The sequence below is a fragment of the Cycloclasticus sp. P1 genome, assembly GCF_000299965.1.
Classification (GTDB): Bacteria; Pseudomonadota; Gammaproteobacteria; order Methylococcales; family Cycloclasticaceae; genus Cycloclasticus; species Cycloclasticus pugetii.
Window position 1 is genome coordinate 1722655 of the sequence record NC_018697.1, and the last position, 26442, is coordinate 1749096.

Annotated in this window: 26 protein-coding genes; 10 read left to right on the forward strand and 16 right to left on the reverse strand. The window is 42.4% G+C overall.

What is annotated here, in order from left to right:
• Positions 1-6 precede the first annotated feature (6 nt).
• The 12 genes from Q91_RS08250 to Q91_RS08305 form a co-directional block, all read right to left on the reverse strand.
• Positions 7-654: a glutathione S-transferase N-terminal domain-containing protein gene (locus Q91_RS08250; RefSeq protein ID WP_015006432.1), complete on the reverse strand. Its 648-nt coding sequence runs from the start codon at positions 652-654 to the stop codon at positions 7-9.
• Positions 655-733: 79 nt separating this feature from the next.
• On the reverse strand, positions 734-1471 hold the full coding sequence (locus Q91_RS08255; RefSeq protein WP_015006433.1) for a cytochrome c1: 738 nt from the start codon (positions 1469-1471) through the stop codon (positions 734-736).
• Positions 1468-2685, reverse strand: a complete 1218-nt coding sequence (locus Q91_RS08260) for a cytochrome bc complex cytochrome b subunit (RefSeq protein ID WP_016389963.1) — start codon at positions 2683-2685, stop codon at positions 1468-1470. The genes Q91_RS08255 and Q91_RS08260 overlap by 4 nt, the downstream gene beginning before the upstream one ends.
• Before the next feature lie 8 nt (positions 2686-2693).
• On the reverse strand, positions 2694-3287 hold the full coding sequence (petA, locus tag Q91_RS08265) for a ubiquinol-cytochrome c reductase iron-sulfur subunit (protein WP_015006435.1): 594 nt from the start codon (positions 3285-3287) through the stop codon (positions 2694-2696).
• Between the two features lie 145 nt (positions 3288-3432).
• A complete protein-coding gene (gene hisC / locus Q91_RS08270; protein WP_015006436.1) occupies positions 3433-4518 on the reverse strand; it encodes a histidinol-phosphate transaminase in 1086 nt (361 codons plus the stop codon).
• A 4-nt stretch (positions 4519-4522) separates the two neighbouring features.
• A complete protein-coding gene (gene hisD, locus Q91_RS08275) occupies positions 4523-5821 on the reverse strand; it encodes a histidinol dehydrogenase (RefSeq protein WP_015006437.1) in 1299 nt (432 codons plus the stop codon).
• A gap of 3 nt (positions 5822-5824) precedes the next feature.
• Complete coding sequence (gene hisG / locus Q91_RS08280; RefSeq protein WP_015006438.1) at positions 5825-6454, reverse strand: ATP phosphoribosyltransferase; 630 nt, start codon at positions 6452-6454, stop codon at positions 5825-5827.
• A gap of 4 nt (positions 6455-6458) precedes the next feature.
• Complete coding sequence (gene murA / locus Q91_RS08285) at positions 6459-7724, reverse strand: UDP-N-acetylglucosamine 1-carboxyvinyltransferase (RefSeq protein ID WP_015006439.1); 1266 nt, start codon at positions 7722-7724, stop codon at positions 6459-6461.
• A gap of 32 nt (positions 7725-7756) precedes the next feature.
• Complete coding sequence (locus Q91_RS08290) at positions 7757-8056, reverse strand: lipid asymmetry maintenance protein MlaB (protein ID WP_015006440.1); 300 nt, start codon at positions 8054-8056, stop codon at positions 7757-7759.
• Between the two features lie 28 nt (positions 8057-8084).
• Positions 8085-8549, reverse strand: coding sequence for an outer membrane lipid asymmetry maintenance protein MlaD (mlaD, locus tag Q91_RS08295; protein ID WP_015006441.1), 465 nt, complete (start codon positions 8547-8549; stop codon positions 8085-8087).
• Positions 8550-8551: 2 nt separating this feature from the next.
• Entirely contained in the window at positions 8552-9334 is a 783-nt protein-coding gene (gene mlaE / locus Q91_RS08300) for a lipid asymmetry maintenance ABC transporter permease subunit MlaE (protein ID WP_015006442.1), read from the reverse strand.
• Between the two features lie 19 nt (positions 9335-9353).
• Positions 9354-10082, reverse strand: a complete 729-nt coding sequence (locus Q91_RS08305; protein ID WP_015006443.1) for an ABC transporter ATP-binding protein — start codon at positions 10080-10082, stop codon at positions 9354-9356.
• A gap of 299 nt (positions 10083-10381) precedes the next feature.
• Between Q91_RS08305 and Q91_RS08310 the strand changes: the two genes are divergently transcribed.
• The 10 genes from Q91_RS08310 to mgtE all read left to right on the forward strand — a co-directional run bounded on the left by Q91_RS08310 (position 10382) and on the right by mgtE (position 18903).
• A complete protein-coding gene (locus tag Q91_RS08310) occupies positions 10382-11359 on the forward strand; it encodes a calcium/sodium antiporter (protein ID WP_015006444.1) in 978 nt (325 codons plus the stop codon).
• A gap of 20 nt (positions 11360-11379) precedes the next feature.
• Complete coding sequence (locus Q91_RS08315) at positions 11380-12360, forward strand: KpsF/GutQ family sugar-phosphate isomerase (RefSeq protein WP_015006445.1); 981 nt, start codon at positions 11380-11382, stop codon at positions 12358-12360.
• Positions 12357-12896 carry an HAD family hydrolase gene (locus Q91_RS08320; protein ID WP_015006446.1) on the forward strand — a complete coding sequence of 180 codons (540 nt, stop codon included), beginning with the start codon at positions 12357-12359 and terminating at the stop codon, positions 12894-12896. Before Q91_RS08315 ends, Q91_RS08320 begins: the two co-directional genes overlap by 4 nt.
• A 7-nt stretch (positions 12897-12903) precedes the next feature.
• On the forward strand, positions 12904-13461 hold the full coding sequence (lptC, locus tag Q91_RS08325) for an LPS export ABC transporter periplasmic protein LptC (protein ID WP_015006447.1): 558 nt from the start codon (positions 12904-12906) through the stop codon (positions 13459-13461).
• A complete protein-coding gene (gene lptA / locus Q91_RS08330) occupies positions 13448-13951 on the forward strand; it encodes a lipopolysaccharide transport periplasmic protein LptA (RefSeq protein ID WP_015006448.1) in 504 nt (167 codons plus the stop codon). The genes lptC and lptA overlap by 14 nt, the downstream gene beginning before the upstream one ends.
• On the forward strand, positions 13951-14676 hold the full coding sequence (lptB, locus tag Q91_RS08335) for an LPS export ABC transporter ATP-binding protein (protein WP_015006449.1): 726 nt from the start codon (positions 13951-13953) through the stop codon (positions 14674-14676). Before lptA ends, lptB begins: the two co-directional genes overlap by 1 nt.
• 99 nt (positions 14677-14775) lie before the next feature.
• Positions 14776-16224, forward strand: coding sequence for an RNA polymerase factor sigma-54 (locus tag Q91_RS08340; protein ID WP_015006450.1), 1449 nt, complete (start codon positions 14776-14778; stop codon positions 16222-16224).
• A gap of 28 nt (positions 16225-16252) precedes the next feature.
• Positions 16253-16543 (forward strand): ribosome hibernation-promoting factor, HPF/YfiA family, encoded by a 291-nt coding sequence (gene hpf, locus Q91_RS08345; protein ID WP_015006451.1) that lies wholly within the window; start codon positions 16253-16255, stop codon positions 16541-16543.
• A gap of 44 nt (positions 16544-16587) precedes the next feature.
• Entirely contained in the window at positions 16588-17445 is an 858-nt protein-coding gene (gene rapZ / locus Q91_RS08350; RefSeq protein ID WP_015006452.1) for an RNase adapter RapZ, read from the forward strand.
• A gap of 99 nt (positions 17446-17544) precedes the next feature.
• The gene (gene mgtE, locus Q91_RS08355) at positions 17545-18903 is read left to right on the forward strand and encodes a magnesium transporter (protein ID WP_015006453.1); all 1359 of its coding nucleotides are present in this window, start codon (positions 17545-17547) and stop codon (positions 18901-18903) included.
• A gap of 18 nt (positions 18904-18921) precedes the next feature.
• Here the strand turns inward: mgtE and pmbA are convergent, their stop codons facing one another.
• Genes pmbA through Q91_RS08375 form a run of 4 tightly spaced genes read right to left on the reverse strand, consistent with a single transcriptional unit; the run spans position 18922 to position 26438 of the window.
• Positions 18922-20277: a metalloprotease PmbA gene (gene pmbA, locus Q91_RS08360; protein ID WP_015006454.1), complete on the reverse strand. Its 1356-nt coding sequence runs from the start codon at positions 20275-20277 to the stop codon at positions 18922-18924.
• Entirely contained in the window at positions 20270-21712 is a 1443-nt protein-coding gene (tldD, locus tag Q91_RS08365; protein ID WP_015006455.1) for a metalloprotease TldD, read from the reverse strand. Before tldD ends, pmbA begins: the two co-directional genes overlap by 8 nt.
• Positions 21713-21724: 12 nt before the next feature.
• Positions 21725-22561 carry a carbon-nitrogen hydrolase family protein gene (locus Q91_RS08370; RefSeq protein WP_020162502.1) on the reverse strand — a complete coding sequence of 279 codons (837 nt, stop codon included), beginning with the start codon at positions 22559-22561 and terminating at the stop codon, positions 21725-21727.
• Entirely contained in the window at positions 22551-26438 is a 3888-nt protein-coding gene (locus Q91_RS08375; protein ID WP_041230528.1) for a YhdP family protein, read from the reverse strand. The genes Q91_RS08370 and Q91_RS08375 overlap by 11 nt, the downstream gene beginning before the upstream one ends.
• Positions 26439-26442 lie beyond the last annotated feature (4 nt).

Here is a 26442-nt window from a genome sequence, read left to right on the forward strand (position 1 = left end):
TGATAATTAAGAGGCCATTAATATATGACTTTCCATCATATCAAGCTCTTCTTTGCTCATGCTTTCTTGGAAGGTGTCACGTTTTGTGACTCGAGCAATATAGTCCTTAATGGCCTTTGCTTCTTTAGGTAATTCAATACCATATAGTGGTAGACGCCAAAGTAAAGGAGCCAATACACCATCTACCAATGTAAACTCATCACTTAAAAAGTATTTATTTGATTCAAACAATGGAATAGAAGCGATTAAGTTTTCTCTAAGTAGTTTCTTTGCTTTTGCCGCTTTTTTCTCACCTGCGTTAACAATATCATCAAGTAGGGTATACCAGTCTTGATCAATTCTATGTATTAACAGACGAGAACGTGCACGGGATACAGGGTCAATAGGATATAACGGTGGATGCGGAAAGCGTTCATCCAAATATTCCATAATAATTCTTGAATTAAATAAGGCTAAATCCCTGTCAATTAAAATAGGTAAGGTTCCATACGGGTTCAACTCTTGTAAGTCTTCTGGAAACTCCTTGCTATCTACAAATTCAACTTCAGCTGATGCACTTTTTTCGCACAATATAAAACGAGCACGGTGACTATAGTGACACACAGGGTCTGCAAAAAGCGTCATGATGGATTTTCTATTCAGTGCATTTATCATTATTTTGTCCGTTTTATTATATGTGAAAGAGCTTTGTGTTAAATACAAAGCTCCTCAACTAGTACCGCTTATTATATTTTTAGTGAACGTCTTTCCAATATTCTTTCTTTAAGAAATAGAACACGACAATCATCAAGAAGATAAACATCAAGACTTTCCAACCAAGGCGTTGACGTTCAAGTTTTGCTGGCTCGCCCATGTAGGTCATAAAATTAACAAGGTCATTCATCGCCTTATCAAATTCTTTTTCAGTCATTCGACCAGGCTCAACGATTTCTAATCGATCTATCACTTTACGAATAGAACCATCTTCAAGCTCAACATCTTTATAGACTGCTTGCTGCATACCTTGTAAGTCTGCCAATACATGTGGCATCCCTACTTTTGGAAACAACGCATTGTCCACTCCAAACGGGCGCGATGCATCTACATAGAAGCTTTTTAGGTAGGTGTATAACCAGTCAGAGCCACGAGACCTAGAAATCAATGATAAGTCTGGTGGGTTAACACCAAACCACTTTACTGCATCTTCTGGACGCATTGAAATGGTCATACCATCAAATATTTTTTCACCCGTGAACATTAGATTAAGCTCAACTAATTCAGGCGGGATTTCTAAATCCTTCGCCATTCTTGAGTATCTAAGTTGCTTAGCTGAATGACAACTTAAACAATAGTTAACAAAATACTTAGCACCCCGTTGTAAAGACGCCTTGTTATCTAAATCTATCCTCGCCGACTCAAGTTCAATTGCCCCACCTGCAGCAAACAATTGTGATGAAAATAGTACTAATAAAACCAAACTTAGTTTTTTCATTTCTCTTCTACCCTCTCTGGAACATATTTATCTTGGCCAAGGTTTGAATAAAATGGCATTAATAAGAAAAAAGCAAAATAAACAATCGAGAAGAGCCTAGAAGCTATGGTGCCTATTTCTGTTACAGGCTGCATTCCAAAGTAACCTAAGCCAATGAAACTAACACAAAATGCAACTATCGCCGCTTTAAATATAGGGCCTCTATAACGTATTGATTTATTCACACCCCTATCTAACCAAGGCAATAGGAATAAAACAAAAATTGCACCACCCATTGCAACAACGCCTAGGAACTTATCAGGCACCGCTCTTAAGATTGCGTAAAACGGTGTGAAGTACCATACCGGGGCAATATGCTCAGGTGTCTTCAATGGATCCGCAGGTATAAAGTTTGCGTGCTCAAGGAAGTAGCCTCCCATCTCCGGCATATAGAAAATAATTAATGCGAAGACAAACATGAACACCGCGACACCTACTAAGTCTTTGACTGAATAGTATGGGTGGAATGGTATTCCGTCTAACGGTACACCTTTATCATCCTTGTGCTTTTTAATCTCGATACCTTCTGGGTTGTTAGAACCCACTGCATGCAATGCCACAATGTGCATAAACACCAAAATAACCAGTACTAATGGAATCGCAATCACATGAAAAGCAAAAAAGCGGTTAAGTGTTGCATCAGAAATAACATAGTCACCACGTAACCATAGTGCTAAATCTTCACCAACATAAGGAATCGCTCCAAACAAAGACACAATCACTTGTGCTCCCCAATATGACATTTGGCCCCATGGTAATAAATACCCCATAAAAGCTTCAGCCATAAGAGCGACATAAATAATCATGCCGAATACCCAGACTAATTCACGAGGTTTTTTAAATGAGCCATAAATCAAACCACGGAACATGTGCAAATACACAACGATGAAAAAAGCAGATGCGCCTGTTGAGTGCATATAGCGAATCAACCAACCCCATTCGACATCACGCATGATGTACTCAACAGAGTCAAACGCTAACTTTGCATCTGGCTTGTAGTTAATTGTTAAGAAAATACCGGTAATAAATTGATTAATTAGCACCAATATCGCTAACGAACCAAAGTAGTACATCCAGTTGAAGTTTTTAGGTGCATAATATTCTGCAAGATGCTCATTCCACACTTTGCTTAGTGGGAATCGTTCATCCACCCACCCTAACGCATTTTTTAACATGCCACTCATTATGCTTGCCCTCCTGATGAACCAATTAATATTCTGGTGTCTGTTATATATTCATGAGGCGGCACCACAAGATTTAATGGTGCAGGTACGCCCGCGTAAACTCGACCGGACAAATCAAACAACGAACCGTGACATGGGCAGAAAAACCCACCCTTCCACTGAGGACCTAAGTCTTCTGGAGCCACTTCGGGTCTATAGGTTGGAGAGCAACCCAAATGTGTACAAATACCAACTGCAATAAAAACTTCTGGCTTAATAGAGCGCGATACATTTTTACAAGACTCTGGTTGCTCAGATTCATTTGAATCTGGATCCCTTAATATATCGGTCATTTCAGCCATCTCAGCGAGTGCTTCTTGACTACGTTTCAACACCCAAACCGGTTTCCCACGCCATTCAACACGAATCAGCTGCCCGGGTTCTAACTTACCAATATCAGCCTCAACTGGAGCACCCGCCGCTTTTGCACGGTCACTTGGGTTCATTGACGCTATAAATGGAACCGCCACATAAGCCGCACCCACTCCCGTTACCGCAGTAGCTGCAGCGGTTAAAAAAAGACGCCTGCGCTTATCTACTACTTGTTCGCTCATCTAAATCTCCATAAAATCATCGTAAATTACACATGCACATTTTGCACGGCACTTATTCGCAGGATTTTAGCATATTTTATTTTTTTAGGGTCAGCTAACAAAGCCTAGAAGAGAAATTGTATGCCATATACAACTCTTTTTTGATTTACTGCTTTAGTATTGAAGCAAATTTTTCAATAAATAAATCATTTTCCGAACGTGTGCCTACTGTGACGCGAAGACATTCCGCCGGCAAACCGGGATTACTAGCCATTTTTTTAATTAACACACCGGCTTGCTTTAATTGCTCAAAAACACGCTCCGCAGAATCGGATAACAATGAGAATAATATAAAGTTGGCATCACTCGGGAAAACTTTCACCCCAGTAAATGACGTTAAGCCGCTCAGTAACCGTTCGCGTTGTTCGCGAATAACGGCGGCTTGCTGATTTAGAGTATCAATGTGTTTAAATGCAAATGTAGCCGTTAATTGTGTAAAAACATTAATATTGTATGGCAGGCGTATTTTTTCAAGCTCGTCTGTCAGACATGGGTGGCCCACTACAAAACCAAGCCTCAACCCTGCCAAACCTAATTTAGACACTGTCCGCATCACTAATAAATTTTTAAAATCTGGCGTTCGATTCATAAACGTTTTGCATGCGAAAGGCTGATACGCCTCATCAATCACGACTATGCCATTAGCCAATTCTAAAATTTGAATTAAATCATCATCATCAAATAAGTTTGCCGTCGGGTTATTTGGGTATGATAAAAATATAACAGCCGGGTCTTCTTGTTTAATTGCAGCCTTCATAGCCGACATATTCAAGCTAAAGTCTTCGTTAAGCGGCACACCGGTGAAAGGCAAACCGAGAGAATTTGCAATGTGCTGGTACATAACAAAACTTGGTGTTGGCGCTATGACAGCACTTCGATCGTTCATCGCCATTAAAATAAGTTGTATCAGCTCATCAGAGCCATTACCAAGCACTACCCCTAATTCTGCTGGCACATCAAAGCAATCACGCAACCCAGTTATCAATTCCCTAGCTGATGGATCTGGATATCTATTAGGCTCAACATTTGAAAGTAGTTGTAACCACTCTTCTTTCATTGCCTTAGGCCACGGAAATGGGTTTTCCATCGCATCCAACTTAATCAGCCCTGTTGCTTCTGGCACATGATAAGCCGCCATTTGCTGTATTTCTGGGCGAATTAAGTCTTCAACTATTTTGTTTTTTTTTGACATCCTACTAGCCGTTTATTTTACGGTATTCTGCAGATTTTGCATGGGCTGTTAAAGCCTCACCGCGCGCCAAAATAGACGCTGTATCAGAGAGTGCTGAGGCCCCAGTTTTACTGCAATTAATCATGCTAGTGCGCTTTTGAAAATCATAAACGCCCAGTGGTGATGAGAATCTCGCTGTGCCAGATGTCGGTAAGACATGGTTAGGTCCAGCGCAATAATCGCCCAGTGCTTCCGGCGTGTATCTACCTATAAATATTGCACCCGCGTGTTCAATCTCTTCAGCCCACTGCTCAGCATTATCTACTGATAACTCAAGATGCTCTGGCGCTATTTTATTAGCAATGCTTATCGTTTGTTCTTTTGTTTCTGCATAAATAAACCCACCCCTACCTTCTAATGAGGCTTTTATGACCTGTGAACGCTCAAGCGTAGGAAGTAATTTTTTTATGCTCGCCTTAACCGCTTCAATGAACCCTTCATCTAGTGAAACGAGTATCGACTGCGCTTTTTCGTCATGTTCTGCTTGCGAAAAAAGATCCATCGCTATCCAATCTGGATTGGTTTTTCCATCACAAACAATAAGAATTTCAGACGGACCAGCAATCATGTCTATACCTACTTGGCCGAAAACCATCTTTTTTGCTGTCGCGACAAAAATATTGCCCGGCCCAACAATCTTATCAACTCTCGGCACGGTTTCTGTTCCATAAGCAAGCGCTGCCACGGCTTGCGCCCCACCCACTTTAATCACCTTATCTACGCCCGCAAGCCAGGCAGCCGCAAGAACTAATGCGTTTAGTTCGCCCTTAGGAGTCGGGGTAACCATTACAATCTGTGATACGCCCGCTACTTTCGCAGGAATAATATTCATCAACACTGAAGATGGGTATGCCGCTTTACCGCCCGGCACATATACACCAACACGTTCAAGTGGGGTAACTTTCTGACCGAGCGTATTACCCATCTCATCGACAAAATCCCATGATTGTGCTTTTTGCTGTTCGGCATAGTGACGAATCCTATCAGCGGCGACTTTAAGTGCCTTTGAGTGCTCATCCGGTAATTGATCCCAAGCACTAGCGAGCTGCTCTTGTTCAACAACAAGGTTATCGGCGCTGGCTTCCCATTGATCAAACTCTTGAGTATATGACAATAGCGCCGCATCACCATGCTGGCGGACAGCCTGTATTATTTCACTGACGGTTTGATTAACCGAGCTATCTTCTACATCATCCCAAGCCAACAAATCAGCAAGTGATTGATCAAAATCAGTACTCGATGCGTTCAACGTTTGTATATTCATTTATTAACGCCTGTTATCAACAGCCACTTCTAATGTCTTAATCAGCGTTTTAATTTGTTGATACTTCATTTTCATTGAGGCTTTATTAATGACCAGCCTAGAGCTAATGTCCATAATAAAGTCTAGTGGCTCCATACCATTAGCTTTCAATGTATTACCAGTATCGACTAAATCCACAATACAATCGGCCAAGCCTACAATAGGTGCCAACTCCATAGAGCCATATAACTTAATAATTTCTACTTGTTGGCCTTTTTTAGCAAAATATTGTTCCGTTAACGACACGTATTTAGACGCCACTCGAATTTTACCGATTGGTAGTTTTTTTCCCGTTACAATCGCCGTCATTAAACGACATTTTGCAATATTTAAGTCTAACGGCTCATAAAGGTTATCGCTACCATGTTCAACCAGCGTATCCTTACCCGTCACGCCGACATCTGCTGCGCCATACTCTACGAAGGTTGGCACATCAGTAGCCCTTATGATGACTAAATTAACCTTACCACAAACACTTGGCACAATCAGTTTCCGTGTTTTAGATAAATCCTCAGATGGCTCGATGCCCGCCTCAGCCAACAACGGGAGCGTATCTTTTAAAATCCGGCCTTTTGAAATTGCTATTGTTAACATTGAACTAGCTAGGTACTCGGCGTATTTGACCGCCTAATAAAGCGGTTTTTTCTTCAATACATTCATAACCACGGTCGATATGGTAAATCCGCTCAATAATTGTTTCGCCTTTAGAGACTAAACCAGCAATAACCAGGCTCGCAGATGCTCTTAAATCTGTTGCCATCACTGTTGCGCCTTCCAGCATTTCTTTACCGACACAAATAGCTGTATTACCTTCTAATTTAATATCAGCACCTAAACGCTGTAACTCATGAACATGCATAAAGCGATTTTCAAAAATCGTTTCTGTAATAACCGATGTCCCTTCAGCCAGTGTATTAAGCACCATAAATTGTGCTTGCATATCTGTTGGAAAACCTGGGTATGGCGCTGTTTTAAAAGACACAGCTTTAGCACGTTGGCCCTTCATATCCAACTCAATCCAATCGTCGCCTATGGTCAATTCTGCACCGGCTTCTTGCAATTTTGACAACACCATATCTAAGGTACCAGGGTCAACGTCTTTGATTTTAATCTTCCCCCCGGTTGTTGCAGCCGCCACCAAATAGGTGCCCGCTTCAATCCTATCTGGAAGAATGTCATACACTAAATTTTTAGTTGCTAGCGATTCAACACCTTCGATGGTCAAGGTGTCTGTTCCAATACCTGATATTTTTGCACCTAATTTATTTAGAAAGTTGGCTAAATCACTCACTTCTGGTTCACGTGCAGCATTTTCTATAATGGTTGTTCCTTCTGCTAACGTCGCAGCCATCATCAAGTTTTCAGTCCCTGTCACTGTCACCATATCTAACACAAGCCTTGCACCTTTAAGCCGATCGCATGACGCATGAATATACCCATTCTCAACTCGAATATCAGCGCCCATTGCCTCTAAGCCTTTTAAGTGAATATTCACCGGTCGTGAACCAATTGCGCAACCACCTGGCAAGGAAACTTCTGCTTTACCAAAACGCGCTAATAATGGGCCTAAAACAATAATTGATGCCCGCATTGTTTTTACCAGTTCGTAAGGTGCTTTAAAGCTGGAGATCGTAGATGAATCCACTTCAATTCTTACTTTTTCATCGACCGATAAGGTAACACCCATCTGTCCTAGCAGACTCATGGTGGTTGTAATATCATGCAGATGAGGAACATTCCCAATAATAACTGGGTTTTCGGCAAGCAACGCACCTGCCAAAATTGGCAAGGCCGCATTTTTTGCACCTGAAATACGTATTTCTCCTGAGAGCGGCCCACTGCCTTGAATAATCAACTTATCCATTTTCTACCTACCTATTATATTTACTAACGCCACTAAACGATTGGCAGAATTCCATCAAGACCACTAACTCGGGCGATTTCTAACATTTGCTCAGGTATTTCTTGAAAACAAATACCCTGACCAGACCTCTGCGCCATGGCCATCCACTCAACCAATAAAGCCAAGCCTGCGCTGTCTGTTTTTTCAACTGAGTTTAAGTTAAACGCTAGGTCAGCCTGACCGGCAAAAAACGGCTCAGACGCTAATAACAACGCCGCAACATGATCAAACCCTAAGGTACCTGAAACACATATTACACCTTCATCATTTTGCTCTAGTCTTGCATTACTCATTGATAAATCCAGCCTGCTGTAAAACTTATTATTCTTCGGAGCTACTGCTAAACAAAAATTGACCAATAATCTGTTCAAGCACTAACGCTGATTGCGTCATCTCAAGTTGACTGCCGTGAACAAGTACTTCTTCTTCACCGCCAGGCTCAAGCCCAACAAACTGCTCACCCAACAAGCCTGCTGTTAAAATACTCGCATTACTGTCAGAAGGTAATTGATTGTACTTTGCATCGATCTTCATCGTGACAACAGCCTCAAATGAGTCTGGGTCAAAATCAATCGCCTTTACTCGGCCTATGTTGACGCCAGCCATTGATACTGGCGCACGCACTTTTAGGCTACCAATATTTTCAAAGTTAGCAATAACATCGTAACCTTCGTCACTATTTGCATTGCTTAAATTGCTCACTTCCATAGACAAGAAAAACATCGCAACAAAGCCAATGGCTACAAAAAAACCTACTAAAATCTCAATCGATCTTGATATGTGCATACCTAGATATCTCCAAACATCAATGCAGTTAAAATAAAATCTAACAATAAAATAGCAAATGCAGAGTGAACAACCGTTCTCGTTGTTGCTCTCCCCACTCCTTCAGAAGTAGGCACCGCATCATAACCTTCAAAAATAGCAATCCATGTGACTACCCAACCAAACACTACACTTTTAATTAAGCCATTAATAATGTCTTCGTTGAAATCAATCTTAGCCTGCATTTGAGACCAAAAACCACCTTCGTCAATGCCAAGCAAGCCAACGCCGATAAAGTATCCACCTAAAACACCAACCGCACTAAACAATGTCGCTAAAATAGGCATTGAAAGCAAACCTGCCAAGAAACGTGGCGCCATAACCCTTTTGACCGGGTCAACAGCCATCATCTCCATTCCAGACAATTGCTCAGTGGCTTTCATTAAACCAATTTCTGCGGTTAGTGCTGACCCCGCACGACCAGCAAATAACAATGCCGTTACCACTGGGCCTAACTCTCTAACCAGTGACGCGGCAACCATGACGCCCAGCATGCCTTCTGCGCCAAAGTCTGACAGCGTATAAAACCCTTGTAATGCCAGCACCATACCGACAAAAACCCCTGAAATAATAATCAAAGAAAAACTCAGCACACCAACCGAATACATCTGTGCAATTAACAATCGCGGCCGCATCAAAACACTTGGGATGCTCAGCAAAATGTTAACAAAAAAAACAGATCCTCGACCCAAACGCTCAAGCATACTCAATGATGCAGCCCCTAAGCGTTGCAAATAATCTAGCATGCTAAAGTCACCTTCATTCTCACGTCTCTATTCCCATTAAATCTTTTGCATACTCTTTGGCTGCATAATGAAAAGGAACAGGCCCATCAGCCATTCCCTGCATAAACTGTTGCGTCCATTCAGAGTCTGATTGTGCTAATTGCTCCGGCGAGCCGTGCTCAACCACTTTGCCCTTTGATACCAGATAAACATAGTCTGCAATGGCACAGGTTTCTTTCACATCATGTGACACCACAATACTCGATAGGCCTAATGCATTATTCAACAAGCGAATTAACTGCACCAACACACCCATCGAAATGGGGTCTTGCCCAGTAAATGGCTCATCGTACATAATCATCATTGGGTCTAGTGCAATAGCTCGAGCCAATGCAACACGTCGTGCCATACCACCGGACAACTCGGCCGGCATCATATCCCTTGCGCCGCGCAAACCAACCGCATTTAACTTCATTAATACTAAATGGCGAATTAACGACTCGGGAAGCTGAGTGTGTTCACGTAGCGGAAACGCCACATTGTCAAACACCGAAATATCCGTTAGCAATGCACCACTTTGAAAGAGCATTCCCATTTTTTTACGCAGTTGATAAAGGTGCTTATGTTTTAGCTGATGAACATTCTGCCCATCTACTTCAATAGAACCAGATGAAGGTTTCAACTGACCACCGATTAACTTCAACAAGGTAGTCTTTCCTGTCCCACTAGGCCCCATAATGGCCGTGACTTTTCCACGCTGAATATCCATATCCACGCCATCAAAGATAAGCTTTGATCCGCGAGAAAAATGGACATCTCTAACTTTTATTAATGAAGTCGTTTCCGTCAATGACGTTTCCCTAGTTTCTTTCAACACTATTATCAGCGTTATTGAAGATAAAATAAATCAGGCATTGTCCCTACCTTATCAATGCACGTCAATCCGAACTTTCACTATTTATGGCGCAATCTTTTAAAACCCAATTGTTTTTTTTCGCTTAAACTATCCACTTTTTATGCGACAATAAATTTCGCGTTAACTTAACCTATTCTCCTTACCTTAATCTTATGCTTGTATTTTCTGTTGCGCTGCTTGCAGGCTTTTTCTTTTTAATTTTTTCTGCTGATTATTTTGTTAAGGGCACTTCCGCTATTGCGCGAAATATTGGAATATCGCCGTTAATTATTGGTCTCACCATCATTGGCTTTGGCACTTCGGCCCCTGAAATGTTGGTTGCTGGAATAGCCTCTGTTCAAGGCAACACTGGTCTTGCAACAGGCAATGCCGTTGGCTCAAATATCGCTAATATTGGTCTAGTACTCGGTGTTACCGCGTTAATCAGCCCCATTTTGATAAAGTCATCTTTACTTAAACGCGAACTACCTATTTTATTGGTCATCTCTATAATCAGTTACCTTTTACTCGTTGATGGCCACCTATCAAGATTTGACGGACTTATTTTAATTGCTGGGCTCATTGCTTTCCTTTACTGGTTATTACGCAGCGCTCAACAGAACAAGCAGCAAAAAAAAGACATCTTAGCAGCCGAGTTTGATGACGAAATCCCAAGCGACCTAAGTACAAAGACTGCCTCTTTTTATGTCATCATCGGTCTTACTATCCTCATTATTAGTTCAAAACTACTAGTTTGGGCAGCCGTCAATATTGCCATCCTCTTTGGTGTTAGTGATTTAGTCATTGGATTAACCATTATCGCCATAGGAACTAGCTTGCCAGAATTAGCAGCTTCTATTATGAGCGTTATTAAAAAAGAGCCTGATCTTGCTGTAGGAAACATTATTGGGTCGAATGCCTTCAACTTATTAGCTGTCTTATGTTTACCTGGGCTTCTTCACCCTGGCAATGTAGATCCACAGCTCGTTTCACGCGACCTCCCCATTATGCTTGGCTTTACTTTATGCCTATTCATTTTTTCATATAGTTTTAATGGCCAACCTAAGATCAACCGTTTTAAAGGTGGGGTTTTTATGCTATTTTTTGTCGCCTACCTTAGCAAGGTATACTTAGATACTCTTGGAATTTAGCACAACTGAACACCGACCTAATGCCTGATAACCATCATCGAACTCAACTTAAGCAACTAGGCTTGGCCGTTGTAAAAACCGAAGCAGACGCTATTGCTAATCTCGCCGGACACATTGACGAACATTTTATCGATGCGTGTGAACTGATGCTTAAATGTGACGGCAAAGTTGTCGTCATCGGTATGGGAAAATCAGGCCATATTGGTAATAAAATTGCTGCCACGCTAGCCAGCACCGGAACACCTGCTTTTTTCATTCACCCAGGGGAAGCCAGCCATGGCGATCTTGGCATGATCACTAAAAACGATGTGGCTTTAGCGCTTTCAAATTCAGGCGAAACCGGAGAAGTGCTCACCATTTTACCCATTCTTAAACGTTTAGGCATTCCACTCATTTCTATCACAGGCAATACAAGTTCAACCTTAGCAAGCCTTTCTGACGCACCCATTAATGCCAGTGTTGCTAAAGAAGCTTGCCCATTGGGCCTTGCGCCTACCTCCAGCACCACAGCTGCGTTGGTTATGGGCGACGCCTTGGCCATTGCGTTACTTGAGGCACGCGGCTTTACCGAAGCGGACTTCGCTCTTTCACACCCAGGCGGCAGCCTAGGAAGGCGTCTATTACTTCATGTTAGTGACATTATGCATCAGGGTGATGATATTCCAATCACTGAAGAAACAGCGCCGGTAAGCGCCGCCTTGCTTGAAATGACAGAAAAAAAATTAGGAATGACGGCTATTACAAACCAACAAGGTGATTTAACCGGTATTTTCACCGATGGCGATTTACGACGCATGCTTGAAAATAATATTGACATCCACGGCACTGAAATCAAACAAGTGATGACCCGTGGAGGCGCGACTATTAGCTCAACACAACTGGCCGTCGAGGCCTTACAACTGATGCAAGATAAAAAAATTAACGCATTATTGGTCACCGATAACAACCAACTGGTTGGTGCTCTTAATATGCACGATATGCTAAAAGCAGGGCTATCATGATTGAGCTAACTGATGATTTTCAGCAACGGGCACAAGATATCCGATGCGTTATTTTTGATGTCGATGGAGTGTTAACAGACGGAAAATTGTTTTTTGACCTAAAAGGCAATGAGTACAAATCTTTTCATGCACAAGATGGACAAGGCTTAAAACTACTCCAGCAAAATGGTATCGATGTTGCCGTTATTTCTGGCCGCTCATCCCCCCTTGTCGAGCAAAGAATGAAAAACCTTGGCGTGACAAATATTTACCAAGGCCAAGAAAACAAAACCGCCGCGTTTAACCATTTACTAAAAAAACTTAACATTACCCCAAATCAAGTGGCGCACGTTGGTGACGACTTACCCGACTTAGCGCTAATGACACGAACTCGCTTAGCCATTGCCGTTAAAGACGCAAACCCTTCCATACTTGGATACTGCCAAGGCCAAACAGAACGACTCGGGGGACACGGTGCCGCTCGAGAAGTCTGTGATACTATTTTAAGCATTCAAGACAAACTCACGCCTTCTGTGCAACTGTTCTGTGACACCTAACACCCTAATGAAACCCCTTAAAATCCTTGCCTTGGCTCTATTTGCCGCTGGCACTTGGTGGATTGCCTTCACACAAGAGCCAGAAGCGCCTGTACAAACGGCAAAACCAGGCCATAAAATTGATTATTTTTTAAAGCATTTTGAAGCCCTCAGCATGACCTTATCGGGCGAACCAAAACAACGAATAAAAGCAGAATACATGCAACATTTTGTTGATGACGACAGCACCGAGCTTACTCGCCCTATCATGACCATGTATTCATCAGACAAACCTGATTTACACATTAATTCGGAGACTGGTTATTTATCTTCAGACGGTGAACTTGTTTTACTCAATGGTGCCGTAAACATCAGACGAGAGGCATTAAAAAATATTGCGCCACTTGAAATCGACACGCATAATCTACGCATTCAATTGCCCAACGATTTTGCAGAAACCGATGAGTTTGTGAAAATAAAATCTGGCACTAACGCCATTGAAGGCATGGGCTTACGTGCCCACTTTCGAGAACCCATTAATATTAAAATACTAGAACAAGTTCGAGGCCGCCATGAAATCAACTAAACAAACGCTTCTTTTTTTAACACTGACATTAATCTCAGTGACAACACCCTTGTGGGCGCTCAGTACAGATAAACAAAAACCGGTAGAGGTTGAGGCCGATAACTTTAATTTAGATGACGCGAAAAAAATTACCGTCTATTCTGGTAACGTTATTATCACCCAAGGCAGCATGGAAATTATAGCTGATAAAGTCACCATTTATGGCGTTCGCGGTACCACCGATAAAGTTATTGCCATTGGAAACCCAGTTAAATTCAAACAACAACCTGATGGTAACCAAGGACTTATTCGAGGTGAAGCTAATCGGTTTAACTACTTGGTAACCAAAGACACTTTGGTGCTATTAGACGATGCCACTTTATGGCAAAACGGTAACACCTTCGCCAGCGATCGAATTGAATACGACAGCAAGCGCTCTATCGTCAAAGCAGGTGATAAAAAAGCAGGCTCTAAACGTGTAAAAGTAACCTTAGAGCCTGCAAAAAAATAATGAGCACCTTAAAAACACATAATATCTGCAAACAATTCAATAATAGAAAAGTTGTTGATAACGTTAGTATTAACGTAAAAAGTGGTGAAGTTGTTGGTTTATTAGGCCCAAATGGTGCAGGCAAAACAACCTCTTTTTACATAACCGTTGGCCTCATTAAACCTGACAGTGGCGATGTCTTTCTTGATGACGAAAACATTACTCAAAGCCCTATGCATGTTCGCGCACGTCAGGGTCTTGGCTATTTACCACAAGAAGCCTCTATTTTTAGAAAATTAAGCGTAGAAGACAATATTCGCGCCGTTCTACAAACACGAAAAACACTCTCACCCGGCCAGCAAGAACTGGTTCTTGATGAGTTATTAAATGAGTTTGCAATCGATCAATTACGTACTCAAAATGCCTTAGCACTTTCTGGCGGTGAAAGACGCCGATTAGAAATAGCCCGTGCGTTAGCCACTGAACCTCGTTTTGTATTGTTAGATGAGCCTTTTGCCGGCGTTGACCCCATCTCTGTTATTGATATTCAAAAAATCATCCATCACTTGACCGAACGAGATATCGGTGTCCTCATTACCGACCATAATGTTAGGGAAACCTTAGGTACTTGTGATCGTGCATACATCCTAAATAATGGTCGTGTTATCACCGAAGGATCAGCTGAAGATATCTTAGAACACCGCGAGGTACGGGACGTTTATCTAGGGCATGAATTTCGCATGTAATTTCCAATTAAAAGTCATTCTTTTTGTTGAAATATGGGCTAAACTTACAACATGAGATGTCAGCAAGTTTTTAATTCTTTTGTACAACAGGCGGTATAAATGAAGCAGTCATTACAGCTTCGAATAGGTCAGCATTTAACAATGACCCCTCAATTGCAACAGGCTATTCGCTTGCTGCAATTATCGACAGTAGAGCTTCAACAAGAAATCCAAACCGTCCTAGATGGCAATATGATGTTGGAAGTTCCGGACGAAGAGCTTCCTGCTAATCAAGATGCTATAGACAAGAAAAATCTCCCCGCCGATGAAAAAACCAGCGAAGGTTCACAGGATCTTCTACCTGACGAGTTAGCCGTCGACACTTCATGGGATGACATTTACGACCTAACCCCCTCACCCGGACTTAATCAAGCTTCAGACAGTATCGCCCCTGACCCTGGTAGTATCAATTCTGCTAAGCAGACTTTACATGATCACCTGACGTGGCAGATGGAGTTAACCAATTTCTCAGATACTGACCGTGTCATAGCCACCACCATTATCGACAGTATCAACGACAACGGTTATCTAAATTCAAGCCCTGAGCTTATTCACCAATACCTGTCAGAGCAACTAGACAATTTAGATCTAGATGAAGTTATTGCTGTTTTACATAAAGTGCAGTCATTCGACCCCATAGGTGTTGGAGCACTTGATTTACAAGATTGCTTGCTCATTCAATTAAAGCAATTGCCAGAAAATACGCCGTTTTTGTCACTTGCTATCGAACTGGTCAGCAACTGTATGCCAGCACTTGGCTCTCAAGATAGTACAAAACTTAAACGCCAGATGGGCGTTGATGACGATACATTAGGGCAGATTATTGCTCTTATTCAGCAGCTCGATCCACGACCAGGGTCAGGTGTTGAAGAAACCAGTACCGAATACGTCACACCTGATGTTTATGTTAACAAAGTAAAAGGTCGCTGGCAGGTTTCTATCAATGGAGAGATCGCGACAAATATTCGTATTAATCCTTATTACCAAACGCTGATTAAACACGGCGATAAAAGCACCGACACTCAGGCCATGAAAAACCACTTGCAAGAAGCGCGTTGGTTTTTAAAAAGCCTACAAAGCAGAAATGAAACGTTGATGTTAGTCGCACAAGAAATTGTTAACCGGCAGCATGAATTCCTTGAGCATGGCGCTATCGCCATGAAGCCGATGGTATTACGTGACATCGCTGAAACCGTTGAAATGCATGAATCAACCATTTCACGCGTTACGACAAACAAATACATGCATACACCCAACGGTATTTTTGAACTCAAGCATTTCTTTTCAAGCCATGTTTCAACTGACACAGGTGGAGAGTGTTCCGCTACTGCGATTCGAGCCTTTATTAAAGAACTTGTTAGTAACGAAAACCCTAAAAAGCCTCTTAGCGACAATAAAATTGCCGTTATACTGGGAGAAAAAGGCATTAACGTTGCGAGAAGAACGATCGCCAAATACCGCGAATCCATCTCAATACCCCCTTCTAGTCAAAGGAAGCGAATTCTTTGATTTTTTACCACCAAAACAGGAGAGTTATATGCAATTAGATCTATCTGGACACCACGTTGAAATTACCGATGCAATTAGAGAATATACAAATACAAAATTTGGTAAAATTAAACGTCATTTTGATAAAGTTATCGATGTACATGTTGTTTTATCCGTTGAAAAACTTGAACAAAAAGCAGAAGCGACTATTCAGCTAAACGGCTCAAAAATTTTTGCTGAAGATACGCAAGAAAACATGTATGCAGCCATCGACAACTTGGTTGACAAGTTAGATAGACAAGTTATAAAACACAAAGAAAAGACTAACGCTCACCGCTAATTAATTAAGGCCGACTTCACCGTCGGCCTTTTTACTGACTTATTATGAAATTTATTATCGTTAGTGGTTTATCCGGATCAGGAAAAAGCGTCACTTTAGATACCTTGGAAGACGCCGGTTTTTACTGCACGGATAATTTACCTGTTGCCTTATTATCAGATTTTGCAACATTGCTGACAGATTCAAAAAAACCTCTCTTTAGCAAAGCCGCTGTTGGCATCGATGCACGTAATGACCCGTCGTCCTTGGAGCAGTTTAGCGGTTTTATTGAACAACTAAAAAGCAATAATATCGATTATGACATTATCTTTCTTAGAGCCAGTAAAGGCAGTTTAATTAAGCGTTTTAGTGAAACTCGACGAAAACACCCCTTATCTGACAGCAACACCTCGTTAGATGAGGCGCTAGACTTAGAACTTAACCGACTTAGCTTAATCTCAAGTCATGCAAGCATCCAAATTGATACAACGCACAGCAATGTGCATGAGTTACGCGGAATCATTCGTGAACGTGTAAGCTTTGATAACAGCACAGGTTTGTCGCTTCAAGTCATGTCCTTTGGGTACAAACACGGGGCACCCAATGACGTCGACTTTGTATTTGATGCTCGATGCCTCCCTAACCCATATTGGGAACCAAGTTTGCGTGAATTCACCGGGTTAGACAAACCTGTTATCGAGTTTCTAGATGATAAACAACTCGTTCAAGATTTTCTTCAAGATACCGCTAAATTCTTGACTCGCTGGGTGCCAGAGTTTATCAATACAAACCGTAATTATTTATCCATTGCTGTAGGCTGTACCGGTGGACAACACCGCTCTGTTTACCTCACAGAAAAGTTAGCAAAATACCTTACTTCTCAATCACTTAACGTAATCACTCGACACCGCGAATTAACCTAAGTCTATTCGGCCTTGACAGTTCGCATAAATAACAAAGCAGTCAACAAATGATTACGCTAGAATATTAGGTGTTTACAGTACCTGATTTTTATTATTGATATGTCAGCTTCTCCACAACATGAGAACACCCATGAGCACCTACGTTTACTCGCCGGTAACCTCGACAGCGGTGCTTTATCAAAAATTGAAGCCCAACTAAACGAACTTCATCCTGCTGAAATAGCTAACCTTCTCGAATCACTACCACTACAAAACCGACGTATTGTCTGGGAGCTTACCAACCCTGAACTAGCCGGTGACATTTTAGTTGAAGTAAATGATGAGGTACGCCTAGGGCTTATCGAACATACCGATGAAGACGACTTAGTTGCAGCTGTCGGCTCACTAGATACTGATGATCTGGCTGATATTTTTGAAGACCTTCCGAAGGTTGTTTTGCATCAGGTTGTCCGTGCCATGTCAAACCAAGACCGACGACGACTACAGTCTGTCATGTCTTATGATGAGGATAGCGCGGGGGGGTTAATGAACCCTGACATGGTCACTATTCGCCCAAATGTGGATCTTGGTGTGGTTTTAAGGTACCTAAGACAACGCAGTGAATTACCGGCGAATACTGACAAATTATTTGTTGTCGATAGAGATGATCGTTATTTAGGTATTTTGAACATCTCAGACTTACTGACAACCAATTCTAAAGAGTCGGTGAGCAACACCATGATCACTGACCAAAAAGCCTTACTGCCTACCTTATCTGCTAATGAGGTGGCCCTATTCTTCGAAGATTACAACCTCGTTTCAGCGCCTGTTGTTGATGAGGACAATCGATTACTTGGGCGCATTACCGTTGATGATGTTGTTGATGTTATTCGTGATGAAGCCGATCGCTCCTTGTTAAGCTTAGCCGGTCTAGATGAAGATGATGACATGTTTGCACCTGTCACAAGGAGCGCTAAACGTCGTGCAGTTTGGCTAGGAATTAATTTATTCACCGCTTTTCTAGCCGCTTGGGTTATCGGTATATTTGCAGCAACCATTGAACAGGTCGTTGCCCTTGCGGTTCTTATGCCAATTGTTGCCAGTATGGGTGGAATTGCCGGTAGCCAAACATTAATGCTGGTAATACGAGGCATTGCACTGAATCAAATTGGCACTACCAATGCTCGTTGGCTATTATGGAAAGAATTAGCCGTCGGCAGTTTAAATGGTATTCTATGGGCTTGCGTTGTCGCCGCAATAACTGGGTTTTGGTTTCAAAGCCAATCCCTCGGCCTTTTGATTGGTGTCGCTTTGGTTATTAACTTAATCGTTGCTGCACTGGCCGGCGCCACCATTCCGTTAACGCTAAAGAAAATGAATATAGACCCAGCTATTGCTGGGGGCGTTATTCTGACGACGGTCACCGACGTTATCGGCTTCTTTTCTTTCTTGGGCCTCGCAACCGTTTTTCTAATTTAAATCAGTCCAAACGCTGACTTACGAACCAGCAATGGTCATTTCACTAACTAAAATAGACCCTGTCCGCGTATTCCCTCTAAGGTCTACATCATTACCCACAGCAACAATAGATTGATAAATATCTTTTAAATTACCCGCTATCGTCACCTCTTCTACTGGGAACTGGATGACCCCATTTTCAACCCAAAAACCTGCGGCTCCTCTGGAGTAGTCACCGGTCATTGTATTCACTCCCTGACCTATCAATTCAGTCACTAGCAAGCCTGTATTCATTTCTTTAAGCATGCCATTAAAATCCAGCTCACCGGACTTAACGGTCAAATTATGTACGCCACCAGCATTAGCCGTGGTTTTCATCCCTAGCTTACGCGCTGAGTAACTACTTAAAACATAACCTTCGACTACGCCTGCTTTAACAATGTTCCTTGCCGATGTGGCCACACCTTCAGAATCATACGTTGCACTACCCATTGCTTGAGCTAACAAAGGCTGCTCATAAATATCAATAAATGAAGGAAAAACTTGCTGACCTAAACTGTCCAAAAGAAATGATGATTTGCGATATAAATTTCCACCTCTAATGGCTGATATAAAATGGCCGATCAGGCCACCGCTGACTTCAGCAGCAAACATAATAGGGCTTTTTCTAGTGCTAATGGCTTTAGCTCCAAGACGGTTTATGGTTCTTTTAGACGCCATTTCACCTACTTTTTTAGCATCATCCATTGCACTAGCCTGACGAGCAACGGTGTACCAATAATCGCGCTGCATAGTTCCATTACGTTCACCAATAACTGAGCAGCTCATGCTATGGCGACTAGCCGGATAACCATGATTAAACCCAAGGCTATTGGCTAGCACACGGGTGCCCTCAAATGTTTGAATACTGGCACCCTCTGAGTTGCTAATGTCTTTATCATAAAAACGTGCGGCATCTTCACACCTTACCGCCATTTCAATGGCTTCATCCGCACTAATAGTCCATGGGTGATATAACGATAAGTCAGGAAAAGTTGTTGCCAAATACTGCTGTTCTGGCAGCCCAGAAAATGGATCTTCTTCAGCATACTTCGCAATTGCACACGCTGCAGACACCATTTCTTTAATTGCCGCAGAATCCAATTTTGTGGAACTAGCAGAGCCCTTCTTATGGCCCTTATAAACGGTAATACCAATACCCTGATCACGATGATGCTCTATCGTTTCAACTTCCCCCAAGCGTGCATTCACAGAAAGGCCTTGCCCAACACTAATAGCCGTTTCTACTTGGTCTGCACCCTGTTTTTTTGCTTCTAATAAAATATCGGCTGCAATATTTTTCAATTGCTCCGTTTTTTGTTCACTGTTAGTTGATGTATCCACTGACTTAGGCATGCGTCCCTCCTACTGTCAAGCCATCAATTTTTAGTGTTGGCTGGCCGACTCCAACCGGAACACTTTGACCTTCTTTACCGCAGGTTCCAACCCCTTGATCTAATTTGAGATCATTCCCCACCATGCTGACTTTGTTCAAGACATCTGGGCCATTACCAATTAACGTTGCGCCTTTGACGGGTTGGGTTATTTTTCCGTTTTCAATTAAGTAGGCTTCGCTGGCTGAAAACACAAACTTACCCGAGGTAATATCCACCTGCCCCCCTGCAAAATTGACTGCATACAAGCCATTTTTTACCGATGACACTATCTCAGCTGGCTCACTTTTACCCGGCAACATATAAGTATTTGTCATTCTAGGCATTGGTAAATGTGCATATGACTCACGTCGGCCGTTTCCAGTTGCTGCATGCCCCATCAGGCGCGCATTCATTTTATCGTGCATATAGCCCTTCAATACACCATTTTCAATTAATGTTGTACACGCCGTCTTAGTACCTTCATCATCCACCGACAGTGAACCACGCCGACCTTCCAACGTTCCATCATCCACCACAGTGCATAATGGCGAGGCCACCTTTTCACCAATTCGGCCACTAAACGCTGAGCTGCCTTTGCGGTTAAAATCACCCTCTAAGCCATGCCCTATTGCTTCGTGTAGGAGAATCCCCGGCCAACCAGGCCCCAATACGACTGTCATGGTACCTGCTGGAGCCTCAACTGCTTCTAAGTTCACCTGCGCTAAACGCACAGCCTCTCTTGCATAACTCATTGCTCGGTCTTCTTCTAAGAAGTATTCATAACCTTGTCGCGCGCCACCACCCGAACCACCTTGCTCACGTCGCCCATTTTCTTCTATGATAACCGACACATTCATTCTTACTAAGGGTCGGATATCGCTGCTTAGACTGCCATCATCCGTTGCCACCAGTACAACTTCGTAAACACCCACCAAACTAATAACGACTTGTTCAATACGTGCATCCAGTTGACGTGTTTGCTGATCAATACGTTTTAATAAAGCCACTTTCTCTTCACGAGTCATGGTATTTAATGGGTCAATGGGTGCATACAAGCTAGGCATATCATTGAACATAGTAGCCTTTAAAATACCCGAACGTCCCCCACTCGCTATTGCTTTGACGCTGTTCGCGGCGGCTAACATATTCGGCAGTGTTAGTTCCTCACTGTAGGCAAAACCTGTTTTTTCCCCGCTCACCGCTCGAAGACCAACGCCTTGTTCTATATTGTAATTGCCATCCTTCACGATACCATCTTCAAGAACCCACGACTCACTGCGTGACGATTGAAAGTAAATATCTGCCTGATCAATGTTAGTCGACAGTAATGACCCCATCACATTGTCTATATCGTTAATTGATAAACCGACAGGTTTAAGAATCAAACTTTCTGCTTGTTGAATTAAATCGCTCATAATGTCTCGTTATTAAAGTCGTCTATGCTGAATCGCCGGTAGACTTGTTCTGACCTTGTTTAGTTCTGATTTTTTGAATGTCGCTAGGGCAATACCATTGTCGATGTCTAAGCTCGATAGCACATCACCCCAAGGACCGACAATCATACTATGTCCGAAGGTTGAACGGCCATTATTATGCTGACCACCTTGGTTAGCCGCAATCATATAACACGAATTCTCAACGGCCCTAGCCCTACATAATAATGACCAATGTGCTTGACCTGTGAGTTCAGTAAAAGCCGACGGTGCGACCATAAACTCCGCCCCTTGGCGTAACAGTTCACGGTAAAGTTCGGGAAAGCGTAAATCATAACAAATAGACAACCCCATCTTACCAAACGGCGTATTAACTACCACTGGGGAATCACCTGCTAAAAAGGTCTCTGATTCACGATAACGCTTCTTGCCATCCGCTATGTCTACATCAAATAGGTGCATTTTATGATAATACGCCTGTCGCTCACCCTTAGCGTTATAGACCAAACACGTCGCATATACTTTGTCTTGTACCGGCGAGCTTATCGGTAAAGAACCCGCCACTATCCAACACGCCGTCTTTTTTGAGAGTTCACTTAAAAAACTCTGGATTGCCCCCTCCCCTAACGTTTCAGCAATCGATAGAAGTTGCCCCGAGTGCTTGGCCATTAGTGCAAAGTTTTCCGGCAACACAACCAGTTTTGCTCCCTCAGACACCGCTTGGTTCACCCAATATTCAACGGCTGTTAAATTATCTGCAAGTTGGTCAGATGATGTCATTTGAACAGCCGCCACCGTTAACTCTTTTTTCATCATGGCATTACGGCTCATTAGCCTTCTGCCCTGAAAGAGGTAACTGGCCAAGTGTTGCATCAAAAACAGGCGTTAACACATTATCCATCATGCCAAATATTTTACCCCCAGGTTGACTAATTTGTTCTATCGTCGGGTCACGCCATGGCCCGGTAACACGATATTGATAGCCGGCCAATTTATTCACTGTTTTGCCAGCAATTTTTTGAGCGATAAATACCGCTGCGCCGACCAAAGGACCACCAGCGATAGCACCGGCTAAAGGTAAGCTTTCCGTTGTTTTTGGTGTCACCGTAATCAACTGATCTAATTGTTCGTTAACTAAACTAACATCCCCTTGAAAATCTAAGCGAGCCGACGGGCTTTCTAAATAAAAACGCTTTGTAGATGCCTCGCCTTTTAGCAAGTTAAAGCGCCCTTTTATTTTATCAAAACTCAAGCCTTTTTGTACCAAATCACTAAAGTCGAGCTGCAAGCGCCTTTGCAGTGTATTTAGACTCAACAAACCAAAAATCCGCCCAATGCCAGGCTCGACATCTAACAAACGCCCTTGACCTGATTTTATCTCTGCATACCCACTGAGCGTATCTTTTGAGAAATCTTGCGGCTCGCCTAACCAGTTCAAATCAAAATAAAACTCGACGGGCGCATCTTTCAGTTTCTTGGTGATGTGCATATCCGCTAACAAAGAACCTAATGACTGACTATTAAGCGTTCCTTTTAAACCCGTTATACTTTGCCCATCCAGAACTTCCCACGCGCCGCCCGCTTTAAAGTCATCACGATCTGATTTTAAAGATAATGTTTCAATCACGACTCCATTATCTTTTTGACGAAGCTGCAATGTCAGCGTTCCTAGTTTTGAGCGCCCAATAAAAAACTCTTTGCTACTCAAATCTAGATTTGGGATATCAGTAGGGCTCATTGGCGGTATTTTGCCGCTATATACCTGCCCCTCATTAGAGAGTAGTTTCAAGGTATCTAACTCTAGACTTATTGTGCTTCCATCAACAAATTTGTCCGGCACTTTATATCGACCTATAACAGTTGGGCTGTTGACCTCGCCCGACCAAGTTGAGTGCTGATGCGTGCCACTAACAAGCACATTATCAAAAATTCTATCTAGCCATTCTAGCGTTCGAATATTGAGGTTAAATTGGTTGATCATGGGCGGCTCTGATATACGACTTGTGTCAACACCAAGAGCTTGCTGCCACTGTGTAATATTTAACACCTCGATTTCCCCAGATAACTGAACTCCCTGCTTTACCGGTAGTTTCGACTCGTCTTTACCAAAATGAATATCTGCTTTTTCTAGGGCCAGTTTTTTATCCTGACTATTGGTTAATCGTATATAGGTTTTAAGGCTGTCTCCATACCAGGCTTTAATTGGTAATGAGGACTGACCCAGCTGCACTATCGCCTTAAAGGGCTTTACTTGATTTTTTTGCTTACCTACCGGCGCGGGTAAGTCCACCCCTACCCCTTTGAGAGAACTGCTTAATGTGATCGTCGATAACCTTCCAGTCGCTAACCCCTTATGCGGTAACTCAACCTTTACCTTGGCCAAACCAGCACCCTTAATATGCCTCCAAAAGTCTGACGGGTACTGTTTTGCAAGACGCGAAATAGTTAACGGGCCCTTACCTTCAATGACCGTACTATCTTTTTCCGTCTTGATCGCTAGACTAAGTTTTTCATCTAAGAAATGCCCAGTAATTGAGTCCCCACGTATGCCTTGGTCGTCATATTCAATTTCACCTTCAATAGCATTAATAACCAGCCCAACATCAGGAACCGTTAGGCGATTATCTTTTAATTGCGCTTTCGCTTTCACCTTTGTTTTAAGGTTTTTCCTAAGCGGTATATCAAGGTTTAAATCTAAAACCGAGGACCCAGACACAGTGCTGTAGTCTAATAAGCCACTCATCTGTTCATTAAGCGGTGACTGCTTAAAAAAGGTATATAAGCCTTGAATATCATTCTTAACCTTACCGCTTAGGTGTAAGTATTTATCTGTTTTAAAATCTGCGATATTAACAAGAACATGATCAATTTCATTACCCGCTATTAAGCCTTCATGCCCATCAATCTTCATCCCTTCATTTTTAAATTCAATATCCGCTGACACGCCTAACGCATCTGGCCACTTATCTGCATAATGTAAGCGGAGATTTTGTGCGCTAAATAGCACTTGAAAAACACCTTCATTTTGACGATATGGGAAACTTGATAATGGACCGCTAAGTAATAACCCACCTCCTTGAACCTCACCTTCTATAAAAGCTGCATCTAACCAATTAACAACCTGTTTGCCCATGATACCAACCGGTAAATAAAGCGCTGTATAGCGGCTATCCGCTGCACCAAAATTTGTTTGCAAGTCGATCGAAGGTTTTTCATCGCCATCAGGTAACGTAACGTTCACCCGTGTTTGTGTCGCAATATGCGGTGAATTCATCGTGATATGATCAGACTTTATTGACCAGCCATACGCGTCTTTATGCCACGTTAATTGACCATTTAGCTGATCAACCTTTATCGGTTCTCTAAACAGCGGCGTAAAGTGTATCGAGCCGTTATCCACATCAAGCTGTAACCAACCTTTATCTTGCGTTGCACAGCCTGTTCCAGAAAAATTATTAATACTTGGAAATGCTTCATACGCCTCGCTCGTCAAGCCTTGAAGCTCGCCGCAAGTAGCCCAGCTAAGCTGTGTGTCTCGGCGTTGAATAGAAACACTTGCATGATTTAATAAACCCGTTGGTTTAACCTCTTTAAGAATAGGTAAGACAGAATCGTCTGTCACATTAACAGACTGAAAAATACTGGTAATGGCCTTTAAATTAAGCCCATTTGCTGTTACATCAAAGGAATAATTATCCGCATTATCCGAGCGATATTGCACATTAAATTGGCTTTCCTTCTGCATGCTGTTCTGTGTTTTAAACACAACATCTTGGGCTTTTAATGTCCAACCATTCAAAATGGTTTCCCAAGCAAAATGACTACTAAAGTCAGACACATTGATTTCATTATCGCCCTGCCTAAGGCTGGCTCTTCGTACCAAGGCATTGCCTTTAACCTTTGACAATTTAGCGGCTTTCCACGTACTCCAAAGCTCAACATCACCTTCACCTTGGTCAATAGACAACGTTTCTACTTTTAACCGCGTCAGGTATTCAGCTATATCAATGCCTTCTGCCTTAAAGTAGCCTTTAGCATCCCAGTTTGTTGTTGATAAAACATCCCCTCTAACTTTAATAGCTAAAACAAAGGTTCCCCCTTTTTCTGTTGGCAATGCCGCAGTCACTTTGAGTGCATGTTCTGGCCCCTTGTTTTGAAAAATGATATTTGCCTTTTCAAGGGTAATGTCTGGCAAGTCTCGTAAATCGTCTTGCCATATGATCTGACTATCCATTACTTCATAACGTCTACCCTCTAATAACCAAGAAAAGTCACCTGATGAAGCATCCGTGTTTTTTGCAGTTGTCAAACCAACGAGAGAAAAACGCCCATCAGCAAGCCGCTGTATTTTAATATGACTATTAACGATGGTTATTTTATTTGGCTTGGTTTCCCCCGTCACCAAATCAAGTGGATTAAACGATAAGCGAATTTCACCCACCTTGAGTGCGTTTGTTTGTTTGTTCAGCCCATTTATTGTTATCCCTCTTAGGCTTAACTGTGGATTGAAACCAGACATTCTCGCCGACAAGCTGGTAATACCAACCTCAGCACCTATTTCTTCAGACAAGTACACTTCTAAATCATGTTTGTACTCGGGCACCTCTGTTAAAAAAAATCGTGCCGTCATTAGCAATACCGCAAGCACACCAAGACTTACGGTAAAAAACCATAATAAGGAATGTCCAAATAAACGTACTTTACTCACTATT

What these genes read in the sequence shown, in the direction of transcription:
- murA (WP_015006439.1), bottom strand. Translation starts at nt 7,724, where the DNA reads ATGGATAAGTTGATTATTCAAGGCAGTGGGCCGCTCTCAGGAGAAATA.
- Q91_RS08370 (WP_020162502.1), bottom strand. Translation starts at nt 22,561, where the DNA reads ATGAGCCGTAATGCCATGATGAAAAAAGAGTTAACGGTGGCGGCTGTT.
- Q91_RS08315 (WP_015006445.1), top strand. Translation starts at nt 11,380, where the DNA reads ATGCCTGATAACCATCATCGAACTCAACTTAAGCAACTAGGCTTGGCC.
- Q91_RS08250 (WP_015006432.1), bottom strand. Translation starts at nt 654, where the DNA reads ATGATAAATGCACTGAATAGAAAATCCATCATGACGCTTTTTGCAGAC.
- hisD (WP_015006437.1), bottom strand. Translation starts at nt 5,821, where the DNA reads ATGAATATACAAACGTTGAACGCATCGAGTACTGATTTTGATCAATCA.
- mgtE (WP_015006453.1), top strand. Translation starts at nt 17,545, where the DNA reads ATGTCAGCTTCTCCACAACATGAGAACACCCATGAGCACCTACGTTTA.
- hpf (WP_015006451.1), top strand. Translation starts at nt 16,253, where the DNA reads ATGCAATTAGATCTATCTGGACACCACGTTGAAATTACCGATGCAATT.
- Q91_RS08310 (WP_015006444.1), top strand. Translation starts at nt 10,382, where the DNA reads ATGCTTGTATTTTCTGTTGCGCTGCTTGCAGGCTTTTTCTTTTTAATT.
- Q91_RS08290 (WP_015006440.1), bottom strand. Translation starts at nt 8,056, where the DNA reads ATGAGTAATGCAAGACTAGAGCAAAATGATGAAGGTGTAATATGTGTT.
- pmbA (WP_015006454.1), bottom strand. Translation starts at nt 20,277, where the DNA reads ATGCCTAAGTCAGTGGATACATCAACTAACAGTGAACAAAAAACGGAG.
- lptA (WP_015006448.1), top strand. Translation starts at nt 13,448, where the DNA reads ATGAAATCAACTAAACAAACGCTTCTTTTTTTAACACTGACATTAATC.
- Q91_RS08255 (WP_015006433.1), bottom strand. Translation starts at nt 1,471, where the DNA reads ATGAAAAAACTAAGTTTGGTTTTATTAGTACTATTTTCATCACAATTG.
- rapZ (WP_015006452.1), top strand. Translation starts at nt 16,588, where the DNA reads ATGAAATTTATTATCGTTAGTGGTTTATCCGGATCAGGAAAAAGCGTC.
- hisG (WP_015006438.1), bottom strand. Translation starts at nt 6,454, where the DNA reads ATGTTAACAATAGCAATTTCAAAAGGCCGGATTTTAAAAGATACGCTC.
- petA (WP_015006435.1), bottom strand. Translation starts at nt 3,287, where the DNA reads ATGAGCGAACAAGTAGTAGATAAGCGCAGGCGTCTTTTTTTAACCGCT.
- mlaD (WP_015006441.1), bottom strand. Translation starts at nt 8,549, where the DNA reads ATGCACATATCAAGATCGATTGAGATTTTAGTAGGTTTTTTTGTAGCC.
- hisC (WP_015006436.1), bottom strand. Translation starts at nt 4,518, where the DNA reads ATGTCAAAAAAAAACAAAATAGTTGAAGACTTAATTCGCCCAGAAATA.
- Q91_RS08340 (WP_015006450.1), top strand. Translation starts at nt 14,776, where the DNA reads ATGAAGCAGTCATTACAGCTTCGAATAGGTCAGCATTTAACAATGACC.
- Q91_RS08260 (WP_016389963.1), bottom strand. Translation starts at nt 2,685, where the DNA reads ATGTTAAAAAATGCGTTAGGGTGGGTGGATGAACGATTCCCACTAAGC.
- tldD (WP_015006455.1), bottom strand. Translation starts at nt 21,712, where the DNA reads ATGAGCGATTTAATTCAACAAGCAGAAAGTTTGATTCTTAAACCTGTC.
- lptC (WP_015006447.1), top strand. Translation starts at nt 12,904, where the DNA reads ATGAAACCCCTTAAAATCCTTGCCTTGGCTCTATTTGCCGCTGGCACT.
- Q91_RS08305 (WP_015006443.1), bottom strand. Translation starts at nt 10,082, where the DNA reads ATGGATATTCAGCGTGGAAAAGTCACGGCCATTATGGGGCCTAGTGGG.
- Q91_RS08320 (WP_015006446.1), top strand. Translation starts at nt 12,357, where the DNA reads ATGATTGAGCTAACTGATGATTTTCAGCAACGGGCACAAGATATCCGA.
- mlaE (WP_015006442.1), bottom strand. Translation starts at nt 9,334, where the DNA reads ATGCTAGATTATTTGCAACGCTTAGGGGCTGCATCATTGAGTATGCTT.
- lptB (WP_015006449.1), top strand. Translation starts at nt 13,951, where the DNA reads ATGAGCACCTTAAAAACACATAATATCTGCAAACAATTCAATAATAGA.